Annotated in this window: 16 protein-coding genes; 12 read left to right on the forward strand and 4 right to left on the reverse strand. The window is 65.2% G+C overall.

Annotated elements, in window-relative coordinates:
- Positions 1-26 precede the first annotated feature (26 nt).
- The 11 genes from motB to AWB66_RS05230 all read left to right on the forward strand — a co-directional run bounded on the left by motB (position 27) and on the right by AWB66_RS05230 (position 12,113).
- Positions 27-1,136, forward strand: coding sequence for a flagellar motor protein MotB (gene motB, locus AWB66_RS05180; protein WP_087629410.1), 1,110 nt, complete (start codon positions 27-29; stop codon positions 1,134-1,136).
- Between the two features lie 52 nt (positions 1,137-1,188).
- Positions 1,189-1,593 carry a response regulator gene (locus AWB66_RS05185; RefSeq protein ID WP_087629202.1) on the forward strand — a complete coding sequence of 135 codons (405 nt, stop codon included), beginning with the start codon at positions 1,189-1,191 and terminating at the stop codon, positions 1,591-1,593.
- Positions 1,594-1,669: 76 nt separating this feature from the next.
- A complete protein-coding gene (gene cheA, locus AWB66_RS05190) occupies positions 1,670-3,925 on the forward strand; it encodes a chemotaxis protein CheA (protein ID WP_087629203.1) in 2,256 nt (751 codons plus the stop codon).
- Positions 3,926-3,957: 32 nt separating this feature from the next.
- Positions 3,958-4,482 (forward strand): chemotaxis protein CheW, encoded by a 525-nt coding sequence (cheW, locus tag AWB66_RS05195; protein WP_087629204.1) that lies wholly within the window; start codon positions 3,958-3,960, stop codon positions 4,480-4,482.
- 760 nt (positions 4,483-5,242) lie between these two features.
- Positions 5,243-7,081, forward strand: a complete 1,839-nt coding sequence (locus tag AWB66_RS05200) for a methyl-accepting chemotaxis protein (RefSeq protein ID WP_087629205.1) — start codon at positions 5,243-5,245, stop codon at positions 7,079-7,081.
- A gap of 169 nt (positions 7,082-7,250) precedes the next feature.
- Positions 7,251-8,177: a CheR family methyltransferase gene (locus tag AWB66_RS05205; RefSeq protein WP_087629206.1), complete on the forward strand. Its 927-nt coding sequence runs from the start codon at positions 7,251-7,253 to the stop codon at positions 8,175-8,177.
- Positions 8,174-8,974, forward strand: coding sequence for a chemoreceptor glutamine deamidase CheD (cheD, locus tag AWB66_RS05210; protein ID WP_087629207.1), 801 nt, complete (start codon positions 8,174-8,176; stop codon positions 8,972-8,974). The genes AWB66_RS05205 and cheD overlap by 4 nt, the downstream gene beginning before the upstream one ends.
- On the forward strand, positions 8,971-10,077 hold the full coding sequence (locus tag AWB66_RS05215) for a protein-glutamate methylesterase/protein-glutamine glutaminase (protein ID WP_087629208.1): 1,107 nt from the start codon (positions 8,971-8,973) through the stop codon (positions 10,075-10,077). The genes cheD and AWB66_RS05215 overlap by 4 nt, the downstream gene beginning before the upstream one ends.
- Positions 10,078-10,160: 83 nt before the next feature.
- Complete coding sequence (gene cheY, locus AWB66_RS05220) at positions 10,161-10,556, forward strand: chemotaxis response regulator CheY (RefSeq protein ID WP_087629209.1); 396 nt, start codon at positions 10,161-10,163, stop codon at positions 10,554-10,556.
- Positions 10,557-10,558: 2 nt separating this feature from the next.
- Positions 10,559-11,263, forward strand: a complete 705-nt coding sequence (gene cheZ, locus AWB66_RS05225) for a protein phosphatase CheZ (RefSeq protein ID WP_087629210.1) — start codon at positions 10,559-10,561, stop codon at positions 11,261-11,263.
- 280 nt (positions 11,264-11,543) lie between these two features.
- On the forward strand, positions 11,544-12,113 hold the full coding sequence (locus AWB66_RS05230) for a DUF2844 domain-containing protein (RefSeq protein ID WP_407642267.1): 570 nt from the start codon (positions 11,544-11,546) through the stop codon (positions 12,111-12,113).
- Between the two features lie 14 nt (positions 12,114-12,127).
- Here AWB66_RS05230 and AWB66_RS34275 read toward each other — a convergent pair whose 3' ends face one another.
- Positions 12,128-12,385: a hypothetical protein gene (locus AWB66_RS34275; RefSeq protein ID WP_235020998.1), complete on the reverse strand. Its 258-nt coding sequence runs from the start codon at positions 12,383-12,385 to the stop codon at positions 12,128-12,130.
- On the opposite strand from AWB66_RS34275, the gene AWB66_RS05235 reads away from it, so the two are divergent.
- Entirely contained in the window at positions 12,378-13,403 is a 1,026-nt protein-coding gene (locus AWB66_RS05235; protein ID WP_235020999.1) for a DUF3443 domain-containing protein, read from the forward strand. The two genes, AWB66_RS34275 and AWB66_RS05235, sit on opposite strands and share 8 nt — an antisense overlap.
- A 99-nt stretch (positions 13,404-13,502) precedes the next feature.
- On the opposite strand, the gene AWB66_RS05240 is transcribed toward AWB66_RS05235, so the two are convergent.
- The 3 genes from AWB66_RS05240 to AWB66_RS05250 all read right to left on the reverse strand — a co-directional run bounded on the left by AWB66_RS05240 (position 13,503) and on the right by AWB66_RS05250 (position 15,890).
- Positions 13,503-14,279 (reverse strand): SDR family oxidoreductase, encoded by a 777-nt coding sequence (locus tag AWB66_RS05240; RefSeq protein ID WP_087629212.1) that lies wholly within the window; start codon positions 14,277-14,279, stop codon positions 13,503-13,505.
- A gap of 16 nt (positions 14,280-14,295) precedes the next feature.
- Complete coding sequence (locus AWB66_RS05245; RefSeq protein ID WP_087629213.1) at positions 14,296-14,949, reverse strand: thiol:disulfide interchange protein DsbA/DsbL; 654 nt, start codon at positions 14,947-14,949, stop codon at positions 14,296-14,298.
- Positions 14,950-15,095: 146 nt separating this feature from the next.
- The gene (locus AWB66_RS05250; protein WP_087629412.1) at positions 15,096-15,890 is read right to left on the reverse strand and encodes an SPOR domain-containing protein; all 795 of its coding nucleotides are present in this window, start codon (positions 15,888-15,890) and stop codon (positions 15,096-15,098) included.
- Positions 15,891-15,960: the final 70 nt, after the last annotated feature.

Here is a 15,960-nt window from a genome sequence, read left to right on the forward strand (position 1 = left end):
TGGCGCGCGACCTCAAGGGCATCGGCATGAGCAACGATAAAGAGCGTCCGATCTTCATCAAGCGCGTCGTGGGCCGCCGCAAGGGGCATCACGGCGGCGCGTGGAAGCTCGCCTACGCGGACTTCATGACCGCGATGATGGCGTTTTTCCTGCTGATGTGGCTGCTGAGTTCAGTGTCGCCCGTGCAGCGGCGCGGCATCGCGGAATATTTCAACATGCCGCTCAAGGCCGCGATTCTCGGCGGGCAGAGCAGCGGCATGGATTCGAGCATCCTGCAGGGCGGCGGGCGCGACATCTCGAGCCCCGAGCCGGGCACGACGCGCATGGGCGACGGCCAGACGTCATGGGCCAAGCGCACGGCGGCCCAGCGCGACGAACAGCTTCTGAAGGACGCGCAAAGCGAACTCGAAAGGCGCGAGCAGATTCGTCTCCACGACCTGCAGGTGAAGCTGATGCAGGCGATCGAGGCGAACCCGACGCTGCGCCAGTTCAGGCAGCAGATCCGCATCGATTCGACGTTGACGGGCTTGCGCATCGAGATCGTCGATACGCAGAAGCGGCCGATGTTCGCGATGTCGAGCGACAACGTGCAGCCGTACATGCGCGACATCCTGCGAGAGATCGGCAAGACCTTAAACGACGTGCCGAACCGCATCGTCGTGCAGGGCCACACCGACGCCGTGCAGTACGCGGGCGGCGAGAAGGGCTACAGCAACTGGGAACTGTCGGCGGATCGCGCGAATGCGTCGCGGCGCGAACTGATCTCGGGCGGCATGGATGAGGCGAAGGTGCTGCGCGTGCTCGGCCTCGCGTCGACGCAGAACCTGAACAAGAAGGACGCGATGGACCCCGAAAACCGCCGCATCAGCATCATCGTGCTCAACCGGAAGTCGGAAGAAGCGATGACGCGCGACGACTCCTCCGCGACCACGCTCTTCGACAACGCCGCGGGCGCAAACGGCAACCCGGCGTCGGGCGCGCGGCCGCTCGTCGACAAGGTCGGTTCCGCGAGGGCGGGCGCAGCGAAGCCCTCGCCGCAGGCCGCGTTCGAGTTGCCGGTCCCGCGGGTTTTGACCGCGCAAAGTACAGCCCCCGCCGCCATGACAGCCGCGGCGCCCGCAACGGCGACGCAGTGACGGCCCCGCAGACAGCAACCCCTCGCCCGGACATCACGAGCAAGAGACTTCCATGATCAAGAACATTCTGGCAATCGACGATTCCGCCGCCATGCGGCAGATCCTCTCGGCCACGCTGACCCTCGCGGGCTACGGCGTGACGGTGGCGTCCGACGGCATCGAAGGGCTCGAAACGGCGCTCGCGGAGCGCTTCGATCTCGTGCTCACCGACCATCACATGCCCGGCAAGAGCGGGCTCGATCTGATCGCCGAACTGCGCGCGAATCACGCGTACAAGGCGACGCCGATCCTCGTGCTGACGACCGAAAGCGGCGAGCCGTTCAAGGACGCGGCGCGCGCATCGGGCGCGACCGGGTGGATCGAAAAGCCGCTTGACCCGGAGCTTTTGACCGAACTCGTCGCGGCGCTGTCGGAAGAAGCGCCCGACGGTTCAAGTCAGGCTCAAGTATCTGAATAAATATCCGAAAGACCGGATACGACAACCGAACGCGCATAGCGACGCCGACTGACAGCATCCCTGCGGTGAATCAAGCATGACTCTCGACATTACTCAGTTCTATCAAACGTTCTTCGACGAAGCCGACGAACTGCTCGCCCAAATGGAGCAGCTCCTGCTCGTGCTCGACATCGCGAACCCAGATCCCGAAGACCTCGCGGCGATCTTCCGCGCGGCGCATTCGATCAAGGGCGGCGCCGCGACGTTCGGCTTTACCGCGCTCACGGAAACGACGCACATCCTCGAATCGCTGCTCGACCGCGCGCGCAACAACGAACTCGTTCTGCGCCGCGACATGATCGACACGTTCCTCGCGACGAAGGACGTGCTCTCGGACCAGCTCGCCGCGTATCGCGCGAGCGCCAAGCCGGATGCGGCCGCGGCGGCCGCGATCTGCGCGAAGCTCGAACGCCTGAAGAACGAGGGCGCGGGCGAGGCAGCACCCGAGGCGGCACCCGCAGCGGCGACAGTTGCGCCGGTGCATGAAGCACCGCTCTACGAAGGCCCGAATGCACCGCCCGCGCACGTGATCGCGCAGACGGAAGCGTTGATCGAAGACGACGGCAACTGGGACGGCGCCTTCGACATCACGAATTCGGAACCGAATGCAGGAACCGCGCAGGACGCGACGCCGGGACACATCGGCGCAACGGGCGAAGCCAGCGCGGAAGCAGGACCCCACCTGAAAATTACGCTACGGGAGGTGGGCGAGAAGGACCAGGCGCTGTTGACCGAGGAGCTCGGGAATCTGGGCGGGATCGTCGCGCAGAAGAAGTCGGGTAGCGACCTCGTGTTGTGGCTCGACTCCGACGTCTCTTCGGACGACATCATCGCCGTGTGCTGTTTTGTGATCGACGAGGCACAGATCATCGTCGGTCGCGGCGATGGCGCTCAGGCGACGCCTGACGACGCGCCGGCCGCGGCGGCCGAAGCCGTGGTCCACACGCAGGGCCAAGAGGCGGCAGCGACAGCGCCCAAGGGAGAAGAAGCGGCACCGGCGGCGGCGCAAGCCGCTGCCGGCAACCGCCCGGCGGAAGCGCCCAAGGCGAGCGCGCCCGCAGCCGACACGGACAAGAAAGCGCGTCCGGCCGCGGCGGCATCGGCGGAAGGCAGCTCGATTCGCGTCGGCGTGGAGAAGGTCGATCAGCTGATCAACCTCGTCGGCGAACTGGTGATCACGCAGGCGATGCTCGCGGAAACCACCAGCACCTTCGACCCGGCATTGCACGATCGTCTCTTCAACGGCATGGGGCAGCTCGAACGCAACGCGCGCGACCTCCAGGAAGCCGTGATGTCGATTCGCATGATGCCGATGGATTATGTATTCAGCCGCTTCCCGCGCCTCGTGCGCGACATCGCCGGCAAGCTCGGCAAGGAAGTGGAACTCGTCACGTTCGGTCAGGCGACCGAACTCGACAAGAGCCTGATCGAACGCATCATCGATCCGCTCACGCACCTCGTGCGCAATTCGCTCGATCACGGCATCGAGACCGTGGACGCGCGACGCGCGGCGGGCAAGTCGTCGACGGGGCAACTGGTGCTGTCGGCGGCGCATCACGGCGGCAACATCGTGATCGAAGTGAGCGACGACGGCGCCGGCCTGCGCCGCGACAAGATTCTTGCGAAGGCGCAAAAGCAGGGCATGCAGGTCAGCGAGTCGATGAGCGACGAAGAAGTGTGGCAGCTCATCTTCATGCCGGGCTTCTCGACGGCCGAGCAGGTGACGGACATTTCCGGACGCGGCGTCGGCATGGACGTGGTGAAGCGCAACATCCAGTCGATGGGCGGTCACGTCGAAATCATGTCGCGCGAGGGCAAGGGAACGACGATCAGGATCGTGCTGCCGCTCACGCTCGCGATTCTCGACGGCATGTCGGTGAAGGTCGGCAATGAGATCTTCATTCTGCCGCTGAACTTCGTGATGGAGTCGCTTCAGCCTGTTGCCGAAGACATCTATACGGTCGCTAACGGCGAGCGCGTCGTGCGTGTGCGCGGCGAGTATCTGCCGCTCGTGGCGCTGCATGGCGTGTTCTCCGTCGAGGGTGCGCGCACCGAGCCGACGCAGGGCATCGTCACGATCATGCAGACGGAGGGACGCCGCTTTGCGATGCTGATCGACGAACTGGTGGGTCAGCAGCAGGTGGTGGTGAAGAACCTCGAAACGAATTATCGCAAGGTGCATGGCATTTCCGCCGCGACGATTCTGGGCGACGGCAGTGTCGCGCTGATTGTCGACGTGGCGGCGCTCAATCGCGAATCGCGTGCGCAGCACGGATCGCATGCTCATTCCTAATTTTGCAAACCCAACCGAATTCGGGGGCTAACGTGGCAGCAGACATTCAATCCAATCATTCCGCAGCGGCATCGCAGCGCCGCGATGCGCAGCACGCCGAGGCCGCAGGCCAGGAGTTTCTCGTCTTCACGCTCGGCGCCGAGGAGTACGGCATCGACATCCTGAAGGTTCAGGAGATTCGCGGTTACGACAGCGTGACGCGCATTGCGAATGCGCCGTCGTTCATCAAGGGCGTGATCAATCTGCGCGGCATCATCGTGCCGATCGTCGATATGCGGATCAAGTTCGCGCTTGGCCGCGTCGAGTATGACAACCAGACGGTCGTGATCATTCTCAATGTTGCGCATCGCGTCGTCGGGATGGTCGTGGATGGGGTGTCCGACGTGCTCACGCTCACCGCCGAGCAGGTCATGCCCGCGCCCGAGTTCGGCGCCACACTCACCACCGAATATCTCACCGGACTCGGTACCGTCGATGGTCGAATGCTCATTCTCATGGACATCGAGAAGCTCATGACCAGCAAGGAAATGGAACTCATCGACATGGTCGGGGTTTGAGGTTTTGCTGGCGCTTGGGGGTGAACACCGTTTGATGCGCTTGTGCCTTCAGGGAACTTGCTTTCACGTCGGTCTATTGGCTCTGCCCCTGTCCGGGGCGGGACTTACTTTCTTTGCTGCTGCAAAGAAAGTAAGCAAAGAAAGCAGCTTTTCTAGGCAGTAGTCTTGAGGCGGTAACGCTCTCGAAGTACTGAGTGGTCATACCGCCTAAGTGTCGCCCTCAAAGAACAAGAGGGGCTTGGTGCGATTAACCACTGTGTTATCGCACAGCAAAGGGATTGGCACAGCAATCATTCATCCGTTTCCGCTTCGCTAACGAAGGGTACATCCGTCGCGCGGTTGAGCTTCGCGGTTGAGCTTCGCGGTTGAGATGGTAGTCCGCTGGTTTTTGTTGTGCCCCTCGTCCGAGCGAAGCGCGGACGGAGCTGAACGGAGTGCATACCACTCCGTATAAATGAAGAAGGTGTCAGTCGTACTGCGCGCCAAGTCGGGTGGATGTTTGAGGGCGACACTTAGGCGGTATGTCCACTCAGTACTTCAAAGGCGTTGCCGCCTTAAGACTGCTGACTAAAAAAGCTGCTTTCTTTGCTTACTTTCTTTGCAGCAGCAAAGAAAGTAAGTCCCGCCCCGGACAGGGGCAGAGCCAATAGACCGACGCGAAAGCAAGTTCCAAAGAAGCGCAAGCGCATCAACCGGTGTCAAAAAAACCAGAAGCAAACGCAGCAAAAAAGAACCCGTACAGATTGAAGGAAAGAGAATCATGTTGAAGAAGTGGTCGATTCGTACGACGCTGACCCTGGTGGGTCTGCTCTTCGTGAGCTTCGCGGCGGTAGTCGGTGCGTTGGCACTGTCGGGCCTGACCTCAGCAAGCACGTCCCTGTCCGCGCTGGCGCAACAGGACATGGTGTCGATCCGCGCGCTCGGCGAGGCCTCGTCGTACCTGCTGCGCTCGCGCGTGACGCTCGATCGCGTGCGCTCGCTCACGGAAGCGGGCAACGCAGACGAAGCCAAAAAGGCACTGGACCGCGGCCAGTTCCTGCTCGACAAGTCGAACGAGAACTGGAAGCTCTACATCGACACGCCGAAGCCCACGCTGCCGCAGGCAGCCCTCGACGCCGTGATCGCGCAACACGACGCGCTGCTGCGTACCGGCGTCGAACCGGAGTTCGCCGCGATCCGCGCCGGCGACATGGCCGCCTATCACGCCATCGCCGATACCAAGATCAGCCCGATGTTCGTGGCATTCGACACAGCCGCGTCCGCCGCCGTCGCGTTGCACCTGAAGCACGCGGAAGAACTGCGCTCGGACGCGACGTCGCACATCGAGATGCTCAGCGCGGCGATCGCCGTCGTGCTCGTGCTGGCCGTGCTCACGCTCTTCGCCACCCGCGTCGCGCTGGGCGGCCTCATCGTGCAGCCGATCAACGCCGCCGTCGATCACTTCGAACGCATCTCGCAAGGCGACCTCACGAAGTCCGTGCACACCGACAAGACCAACGAGATCGGCCGCCTCTTCGCGGGCATCGAACGCATGCGCGTCAATCTCACGCAGATGGTCGGCTCGGTTCATCGCGGCGCGGAATCGATCGACACCGGCGCGCGCGAAATCGCGAGCGGCAACACGGATCTCTCGCAACGCACGGAAGAACAGGCCGCGTCGCTGCAGGAAACCGCGTCGAGCATGGAAGAACTCACCGGCACGGTGAAGCAGAACGCCGAGAACGCGCGCCAGGCAAGCCAGCTCGCGGTGAACGCTTCGGATATCGCGTCGCGCGGCGGGCACGTCGTCGATCAGGTCGTCGACACGATGAACGCGATCGCGTCGAGTTCGAGCAAGGTCGTCGACATCATCGGCGTGATCGAAGGCATCGCGTTCCAGACCAACATCCTGGCACTGAATGCGGCCGTGGAAGCCGCGCGCGCCGGGGAGGAAGGACGCGGGTTCGCGGTCGTCGCGGGCGAAGTGCGCTCGCTCGCGCAGCGCAGCGCGGCGGCGGCGAAGGAGATCAAGGCGCTGATCGGCGATTCGGCAGGCAAGGTCGAGAGCGGCACGGAACTCGTCGCGAAGGCGGGCGAGACGATGGGCGAGATCGTGCAGGCCGTGCGCCGCGTGACCGACATCATGGGCGAAATCAGCGCGGCCTCCGAAGAGCAGTCGGACGGTATCGAGCAGGTCAACCGCGCGGTCACGCAGATGGACAGCGTCACGCAGCAGAACGCCGCGCTCGTCGAGCAGGCAGCCGCGGCGGCGGCCTCGCTCGAAGACCAGACGCGTCAGTTGAAGGACATCGTCGGGCACTGGCAGATCGAGAGCATGACCGCGAAGCCGAGCGCTTCGGTCGCGGCGGCGCGCCTGTCCGGCGCGGCATCGCGCGTCGAACCGGCGCGGCTCAAGGCTGAAAACCGCAACGACGGCACAAAAATCTCGCCGGAGCCTAACGTCGCGCGCAATCGCGCCGTTAATAAAGGTACGGGCACGGGCGCCGCCAGGCAAGACGCGACGAGCGCCCCGGCGGCAGTGTCCGCAGCACCGGCGGTCGCGCCCCGCGCGACAGCGCGAGCGACGGCCACGGCAGACGGCGACTGGGAAACTTTCTGACGCAGCACGCTTAAGGCAGTTCGATACGACCATGCAGGATTTCAGCAACTCGCCGCCCAGCGGGCGATTCATCGAAGCGCGGGCGTCGGGCCTGCTTGGTCGCCGAAGACCTGCATCGCGACGCGATGCGGCTTCAAGTCAGGCATAAGGCAGTGAGACAAGAGGCATCATGATGGCAACGCGCCAAGCACGCATCGACACGACCGAACGTCCGCGGACCTCGGACGTCGAGCGCGATTTCGAATTCACGTCGGCGGATTTCGCCCGCATTCGCGAGCTGATCCACCGCCGCGCGGGCATCTCGCTGTCCGACCACAAGCGCGACATGGCGTACAGCCGGCTCGCGCGGCGCCTGCGCGCCTGCGGCATCGACACGTTCCGGCAATATCTGGACCGCCTCGAAGCGAGCGACGACAACGCCGAATGGGAAGCCTTCGTCAACGCGCTGACCACCAACCTGACGGCGTTCTTCCGCGAGTCGCATCACTTCCCGATTCTCGCGGACTTCGCGAAGCGCCGCCAGCAGCCGTTCTCGGTGTGGTGCTCGGCGGCATCGACGGGCGAGGAGCCGTATTCGATCGCCATGACGCTGATCGAAGCGCTCGGCGAACAAGCGGCGCGCCAGTGCACGGTGATCTCCACCGACATCGACAGCCAGGTGCTCGCCAAGGCCGACGCGGGCGTCTACTCGCTCGACCAGGTGAAGCAGCTGAGCCCGGAACGGCTCAAGCGCTTCTTCCTGAAGGGCACGGGCGCGCATGCGGGTCTCGTCAAGGTGCGCCCGGAAGTGCGCGCGCTGGTGAAGTTCGATCGCCTGAATCTGACCGACGTGCACTACAACCTGAAAGGCCCGTTCGACGCGATCTTCTGCCGCAACGTGATGATCTACTTCGACAAGCCGACGCAAGGGCAAGTGCTCTCGCGCTTCGAGCCACTGATGAAGCCGGGCGCGCTGCTGTTCGCCGGCCACTCGGAGAACTTCACCTACGTGACGCAGGCGTTCCGGCTGCGCGGCCAGACGGTGTACGAACTCACGCGCGACGCGAAAGGCGCCGCGGCGAAGCAGGCGCGCGCGCTTGCCGGAGAACCGGCATGAGCGGATTGCCGATCGCGTCGAACCTGTATTTCGACAACCACTTCCAGAAGCCCGGCGTGAAACTGCTGCCGAACGAGTTCTACATGACGAGCGAGGACATGGTCCTCGTGACGGTGCTCGGCTCGTGCGTCGCGGCGTGCATCAACGACCGCACGGCGGGCATCGGCGGAATGAATCACTTCATGCTGCCCGACGACGGCTCGGACGCGTCGCATGCTTCTTCGGATTCGATGCGCTACGGCGCCTACGCGATGGAAGTGCTCATCAACGAACTGATCAAGCGCGGCGGACGCCGTGAGCGCTTCGAGGCGAAGGTGTTCGGCGGCGGCGCGGTGCTCGCGGGCATGACGACCATCAATATCGGCGACCGCAACTCGGAATTCGTGCGGCGCTATCTCGCGCTGGAAAAGATTCGCATCGTCGCCGAGGACTTGCAGGGCGCGCATCCGCGCAAGGTCGCGTTCATGCCGCGCACCGGCCAGGTGATGGTCAAGAAGCTGAAGACGCAGCAGGAAACGAGCGTCGTGGAGCGCGAGCAGGCGCTCGTGCGCACCACGCCGGAACAACGCGCGGAGCGGCTCGCGCGGGCGCGGGCGCGCGTCGAGCTGTTCAATCAGGCGGGCGCCGGCGGTTCGAAGCCGCGCGTGGAGTTGTTCGGCAGCGCCGCGCTTTCTGCAACGGCCGCGCGTCCGGCTACGGCGAAGCCGCGCATCGAACTGTTCGGAGCGACGCAGGCTTCGGGCGTGAACGGTCTCGCTCGCGCGGAGCGCGGCACCCGGACCGCGGAGGAAGCATGACCACCCAGCAAGTACAAAAGATCAAGGTGCTGTGCGTCGACGATTCGGCGCTCGTGCGCAGTCTGATGACCGAAATCATCAACACGCAACCCGACATGCACGTCGTGGCAACGGCGCCCGATCCGCTCGTCGCACGCGAGCTGATCAAGCAGCACAACCCGGACGTCCTGACGCTCGACGTCGAAATGCCGCGCATGGACGGCCTCGATTTCCTCGAAAAGCTGATGCGCCTGCGGCCGATGCCGGTCGTGATGGTGTCGTCGCTGACGGAGCGCGGCAACGAAATCACGCTGCGCGCGCTGGAACTCGGCGCGGTCGATTTCGTGACGAAGCCGAAGGTCGGTATCCGCGACGGCATGCTCGACTACGCCGAAAAGCTCGCCGACAAGATCCGCGCCGCTTCGCGCGCGCGCGTGCGGCAGACGCACCACGTCGCGCAGGCGGCAAGCGGCGGCGCGCCGGCCGCGGGCGCGAAGCCGGCGCCGATGTTCAACAATCCGCTCGTCAGTACGGAAAAGCTGGTCATCGTCGGCGCCTCGACGGGCGGCACCGAAGCGATCCGCGAAGTGCTCGTGCCGCTGCCGCCCGACGCGCCCGCCGTGCTGATCGCGCAGCACATGCCGCCGGGCTTCACGAAGTCGTTCGCGCAGCGCCTGAACGGGCTGTGCCGCATCGCGGTGAAGGAAGCGGAGCACGGCGAACGCGTTTTGCCGGGTCACGCGTACATCGCGCCGGGCCACGCGCACCTCGTGCTCGCCCGAAGCGGCGCGAACTATGTCGCGCATCTCTCGGATGCGCCGCCGGTGAACCGGCACCGGCCGTCGGTCGATGTGCTGTTCCGCTCGGCCGCGCAGCACGCGGGCAAGAACGCGCTCGGCGTGATCCTGACGGGCATGGGCCGCGACGGCGCTCTGGGTCTCCTCGAGATGCAGCAGGCGGGCGCCTACACCTTCGCGCAGGACGAAGCGAGCTGCGTCGTCTTCGGCATGCCGCGCGAGGCGATCGCGACGGGCGGCGTGAGCGAGATTGCACCTTTGCAGGAAATGAGCCGGCGCGTGATGGCGCGGCTCGGATCGATGGGCGAACGCGTGCAGCGCGTCTGAGCGTTCGCGGCACGGATTCGGACTGGACATTGAATCAACGCGCGGTGACGAGCCGCATAGAAAGAACACTGGAGTGACTGAAGATGGACAAGAACATGAAGATCCTCGTCGTGGACGATTTCCCGACGATGCGCCGTATCGTGCGAAACCTGCTGAAGGAACTGGGCTATTCGAACGTCGATGAAGCGGAAGACGGCGCGGCCGGCCTCGCGCGCCTGCGCGGCGGCGGCTTCGACTTCGTCATTTCCGACTGGAACATGCCGAACCTCGACGGTCTCTCGATGCTCCAGCAAATCCGCGCCGACGCCGCGCTGTCGCACCTGCCGGTGCTGATGGTGACGGCGGAGTCGAAGAAGGAGAACATCATCGCGGCGGCGCAGGCCGGTGCGAGTGGTTACGTGGTGAAGCCGTTCACGGCCGCCACGCTCGACGAGAAACTCAGCAAGATTCTCGAGAAGCTGGCGAAAACGGGGAGCTGATCGTGAACGATCTCACTAATCAAAGCGAACTGGCCCAGGTCGCGGAAAGCGATGTCGACCCGTCGAGCGACCGCATCCTCGCGCGCATCGGCCAGCTGACGCGCACGCTGCGCGATTCGATGCGCGAACTCGGACTCGATAAGCAAGTCGAGGCCGCCGCCGAAATGGTGCCCGACGCGCGCGACCGCCTGAAGTACGTCGCGACGATGACCGAGCAGGCCGCCGACCGCGCGCTCAACGCGATCGAACTCGCGAAGCCGATGCAGGAAGCCATGCAGCGCGACGCTCAGGCGCTCGACGCGCGCTGGAGCGAGTGGTACGCCGCGCCGATCGCGAAGACGGAGGCGGGCGAGCTGATCGCCGACACGCGCGGGTTCCTTCAGCGCGTGCCGGAAAACACGCAGGCGACCAACGCGCAACTGCTCGAAATCATGCTCGCGCAGGATTTCCAGGATCTGACCGGCCAGGTGATCAAGAAAATCACCGACGTCGTCTATCAGATCGAGCAGCAGTTGCTCGGCGTGCTGCTCGAAAACATCGCGCCCGAGCGGCGCGAGCAATTCGCGGCGTCGGCGGCGGCGCTCGTGTCCGCGGGCACGAACCCGGATGCGCTGCTCAACGGACCGCAGATCAATCCGGAAGGGCGCACCGATGTGGTGCAGGATCAGTCGCAAGTCGACGATCTGCTCGCCAGCCTGGGCTTTTAAGTCAGGCCGCAGGAATCCTCCGGTATATCCGGCGCGGCGCGCATGAATGGCGCCTCGCATCGGGCGTCGGGCGGCTAATTTCGTCTTCTCGTCGTATTTTTGAGAAGAACCGCCCCGCGTGCGTGCGTTTCCGAACTTCCGGCTCCCTGCTTTCGACTGGCATACTGCGCTTGCCCCGCCCCCTCCGCGATCTGTCGCGGCGCTGCGGGCCGACCTTTGCAACGATCGTTTGAGCCGCTCGACGGCTTTAAACGGTCGGACGTCGAACGCAGGAGGAGTAGTGAAGTCACCGATTCAATTCGACAAAGGCGACGCCGTGCCGGCCCCGGCGCGGCGCACGATTTCGCGTGCCGTGTTGCCTTTGATCGCCAGTCTGGTCGCCGCATTTGCCGCGGCCCCGGCCCACGCCGTACTGGGCGGCGCACCGATGACCACGCCGAACGGCGCCACCGCGGACCGCGCCATCGCCAAGGCGGCGGTCGTGCCGGGCGCATCGTCGGCGAGCGGGACGTCCGCGTCCGCGGCGTCCGGCGCCTCGTATTCCGTCCGCTCGACCACGCTCGCCAACGGCACCGTCGTGAACGAGTACGTGTCGACCGATGGCGCCGTGTTCGGCGTCGCGTGGCACGGCGAGCGCATTCCCGACCTTCCGGGCCTGCTCGGCAGCTATTTCCCGCAGTACCTGCAAGGCCTGAAGGCGCAACGCGCCGAGCGCGGAAGCCGCGGGCCCGTTAGCGTGCAGGATTCGGGGCTTGTCGTTCGTTCGGGCGGCCACATGGGCTCGTTCGCCGGACAGGCGTATCTGCCCGAGAAGCTGCCCGCCGGCGTCAGCGGCAGCGACATTCAGTAACGGACGGGAGAAACTCACATGCGTCCGACGCCCATCAGCAACGATTCACCTTCCCGATTCTTCCAGCGCGCGCTCTGCTGGCTGTCCGTCGCGATGTTCGCGACCGCGCTCGCCGCCTGCGGTGGAGGCAACGACAATTCGAGCAGCAGTTCCGGCGGCAGCGGCTCCGGTGGCGGCTCGTCCGGATCGGGCACCAGCCAGCCGATCGCGGCGAATGGCAGCAACGCGGTCCCGATCACCGTCAACAAGGGGGCGGCGAACTTCGTGAACATCCCGAACGTGTCGGTGACGGTTTGCGCGCCCGGCACGAGCCAGTGCCAGACCATCGACAACATCCAGCTCGACACCGGCTCGTATGGATTGCGCATCGTGAGCGGCGCGGCGTCGCAGGTGCTCGGCAGCCTGCCGGTCGCCACCGCGCAGGCAGGCGGCCAGCTCGCCCAATGCACGCAGTTCGCGGACGGCTACACGTGGGGCACCGTGCGCTCGGCCGACGTGAAGATCGGCGGCGAGACGGCATCGAACATTCCGGTGCAGGTGATCGGCGACCTCGATCCGTCGACCGTGCCATCGAGCAGTTGCGTGAGCGGCAACGACGAGCGCACCACCGGCGACATCGGCGCGAACGGCATTCTCGGCGTGGGCAACGCGACGTACGACTGCGGCGTGAGATGCCTGGACGCGGCGCAAAGCACGTACTACTCGTGCCCGGGCGGCACGAACTGCACGGCGACGGCCACGCCGCTCGCGCAGCAGGTCGTCAACCCGGTCACGCGCTTCGCTACCGACAACAACGGCGTGATCGTGCAGTTGCCGCCGATCGACGACAACGGCGCCGCGTCCGCGAGCGGAACGCTCGTGTTCGGCATCGGCACGCAGAGCAACAACACGCTGACCGGCGTGACCAAGTTCGGCACCGACGGCTTCGGCAACCTGAGCGGCACCTACAAGAACAATTCGGTGACGACGTTCTTCGACACCGGATCGAACGGCACCTTCTTCGCTGACAGTTCGATCACGGCGTGCTCGTCGACGACGTTCTACTGTCCGTCGTCGGTGCAGTCGCTCTCGAACGCGATTCGCGGCATCGACGGCACGACGGCGACCGTGGACTTCAAGGTGATCAACCAGCGAACGCTGACGTCGGGCGGCTCGAAGTTCGCGTTCAGCACGCTGGCCGGCAACTTCGGCGACTCGAGCTTCTTCGACTTCGGGCTGCCGTTCTTCTACGGCCGCCACGTGTACGTCGGCTTCGACCAGCCGAGCAGTTCGCCTTACGTGGCGTTCTGACACGCACGTCGGCGTGAGTTGAAACGACAAGGAAACGACAAGGCCCCGCGAGCATCTCGCGGGGCCTTTTTTCATTCGCGCGCTGCCGGTCCGGTTCGGTCAGTCGTGGCCGCCGCGCGGCTTGCGCGGCGCGCGCTCGAAGACGAGGTCGTAGACCCAGCGCGGCAGCACATGCAGCAGCACGCCCGCGACGCGCATCTGCCACGGAAACGTCGCGTAGCGGACACGGCGCGCGATGGCGTCGGCGGTCTTCGCGGCAAATGCGTCGGCGTCCATCAGGAAGGGCATCGGATAGGGATTGCGCGCGGTCATCTCCGAGCGCACGTAGCCAGGCGCAATCGTGACGACGGCGACGCCCTGTGGCCGCATCTCCACACGCAGCGCTTCCAGATACTTCGCCGCCGCCGACTTCGACGCGCTGTAGGCACCCGAACCCGGCAGGCCGCGCACGCCCGCGACGCTTGCGATGCCGACCAGCGTGCCGCGCCGCGCGGCCGTCATCGCGGCGACGAATGGCTCGAACGTCGCGACCATGCCGTAGTAATTCACGTCCATCACGTCGCGGAACGTCTGCAGGTCGCCGTGGCCCGTCAGTGCGCCGCGGCTGATGCCGGCGTTCGCGATCACGACATCGGCCGGCCCGTGTTCAGCGACGAAGCGAGCGGCGGCGTCGGCGAGCGCGTCGGCGTCGCGGACGTCGGCGCAATAGAGGGAAATGGGGGAATCGGGAAAGCGCGCGGCGAACGCCGCAAGCGATTCGGCGCGGCGGGCGACGAGGCCGAGCGCGGCCCCGCGCCGGACATATTCCTCGGCGAGCGCGAGGCCGATGCCGCTCGACGCGCCGGTGATGAAGACCTTCAGTCGGACTGCGTTCATACCGGCGCGCGGTCCGTCACATCTTCTTCGCGCGAATCTGGCCGATCAGGTAATCGAGCACCTGCGTCGTGCCGGGCAGGCTGTTGGTCTGCGACGGTCCGGTGACGTACTTGCCCTGCACGATGAGGGTCGGCACGCCGTCGATCTTGTAGTCCTGCAGCAGCTTCGTGTCGCGCTGGATCGCGCTCTGCGTCGAGAACGAGTTGTACGCGTCCATGTACTTCTTCTTGTCGACGCCTTGCGTCGCGAGGAAATCGGCCTGAGCCTGCGGCGTCAGCAGATAGTTCTTCTTCACGTGGATTTCGTTGAAGACCGCCGACGTGACCTTTTCCGCGACGCCGAGCGCGACGAGCGCGTGGTACATCTTCGAGTGCGGAATGAACTCGTCGCGAAAGGCGACCGGCACGCGCTTGAATACGACGTCCGGGCCTTGCTTCTTTTCCCATGCTTCGAGATACGGCTCGAACTCGTTGCAGTGCGGGCAGCCGTACCAGAAGAACTCGATGACTTCGACCTTGCCGGCGGCATCGACCGGCTGGGCGCCCGGCAGCACGGTGTAGTCCGTGCCCGCGACCGGCGCGGCCGGCGATGCGTGCGCCGTGTTCATGGCGCCCATCGCGCCGACTGCGATACCGAGGGAGACGAGAAGCGCGCTGAACAGTTTTTTCATGATGACGGGAGAAGGTGCGTGAGAGACGTAAAGGGATCGAACGAGGCGTAAGTGGGACACAGGACGCTTAAGCCACACTTAAGCCACGCTCAAGCGGTGATTCGAGTCCGCGCCTCTGAAGCGATCAAAGGCGCGGCGCGTGACGCTCACTGCTTCGAGAAACGGATCACCGCGGTATCGACGCCGGCATCGGACAGACGCTGACGCACGTTGTTCATGTCCTCGAACTTCGTGAACGGACCGATGCGCACGCGATAGTACGTGACACCGCCCGCATCGCGTTCCGTGACCTTCGATTCGAAGCCCTGGAAGCCGAGCCGCGCGCGCTGCTGCTCGGCGTCGGCCTGGGTCTTGTACGCGCCCACTTGCAGGAAGTAGCCGGTGTTCGCGTCGCCGGGCGCGGGCGGGGCGGCCTTCGCCGTCGAGGCGCCCGACGTGCTCTTGGCACCCGACGCGCTCGCCGTGCTGGTGGCGGTCGGCGCGCTCGCCGGTTTCTTGGTGGCGACGGCGCCCGAGCCCTGCGCGGGCACGCCCGAGCCTTGCGCGGACGGCGCGTTCGGCTTCGGCGCGACGGCAGCGCCATTGCCGGACGGCGGCACTTCGACGATCTGGGGTTCTTCCAGCATGCCCGACGACTGCGTCTGGTTGTTGGTCTGGCCCGGCGCGGTGTTCGGCGGTGAAGGCTGCGCGGCTTGCGGAACGGGTTGTCCGGGCGTCTTGCCTTGCAGCGGGCGGTTCGGGTCGTAGGGCTGGCCGGCGGCGGGCGCGGAGCCCGATTCGGCCGGCGGCGCGACCTTCGCGACGAACGGCGTGGGCGCGCGCGTGATGTAGAGCGCGACGATGACTGCGATCGCCAGACCGACAATCAAGCCCAGCACGATGCCCAGAAAGGTGCCCCCGGTTTGCTTCGACTGCTTCGACGTGCGGCGTGGTTTTGCCATCGTATGAATCACCTGCAAAAAGTCTTCTGATTGGCCGACGATTATAACGGCGGCCCGAAGCGGACCCGCG

Origin of the sequence: Caballeronia telluris, from assembly GCF_001544495.1 — a bacterium.
Classification (GTDB): domain Bacteria; phylum Pseudomonadota; class Gammaproteobacteria; order Burkholderiales; family Burkholderiaceae; genus Caballeronia; species Caballeronia telluris.

Bases quoted from the DNA above. Each gene is read 5' to 3' on its own strand.
- AWB66_RS05205 (WP_087629206.1), top strand. From the start codon at position 7,251: ATGATGGCAACGCGCCAAGCACGCATCGACACGACCGAACGTCCGCGG.
- motB (WP_087629410.1), top strand. From the start codon at position 27: ATGAGCAACGATAAAGAGCGTCCGATCTTCATCAAGCGCGTCGTGGGC.
- AWB66_RS05215 (WP_087629208.1), top strand. From the start codon at position 8,971: ATGACCACCCAGCAAGTACAAAAGATCAAGGTGCTGTGCGTCGACGAT.
- cheD (WP_087629207.1), top strand. From the start codon at position 8,174: ATGAGCGGATTGCCGATCGCGTCGAACCTGTATTTCGACAACCACTTC.
- AWB66_RS05240 (WP_087629212.1), bottom strand. From the start codon at position 14,279: ATGAACGCAGTCCGACTGAAGGTCTTCATCACCGGCGCGTCGAGCGGC.
- cheA (WP_087629203.1), top strand. From the start codon at position 1,670: ATGACTCTCGACATTACTCAGTTCTATCAAACGTTCTTCGACGAAGCC.
- cheY (WP_087629209.1), top strand. From the start codon at position 10,161: ATGGACAAGAACATGAAGATCCTCGTCGTGGACGATTTCCCGACGATG.
- AWB66_RS05250 (WP_087629412.1), bottom strand. From the start codon at position 15,890: ATGGCAAAACCACGCCGCACGTCGAAGCAGTCGAAGCAAACCGGGGGC.
- AWB66_RS05245 (WP_087629213.1), bottom strand. From the start codon at position 14,949: ATGAAAAAACTGTTCAGCGCGCTTCTCGTCTCCCTCGGTATCGCAGTC.
- AWB66_RS05185 (WP_087629202.1), top strand. From the start codon at position 1,189: ATGATCAAGAACATTCTGGCAATCGACGATTCCGCCGCCATGCGGCAG.
- AWB66_RS34275 (WP_235020998.1), bottom strand. From the start codon at position 12,385: ATGTTCACGAAGTTCGCCGCCCCCTTGTTGACGGTGATCGGGACCGCG.
- AWB66_RS05200 (WP_087629205.1), top strand. From the start codon at position 5,243: ATGTTGAAGAAGTGGTCGATTCGTACGACGCTGACCCTGGTGGGTCTG.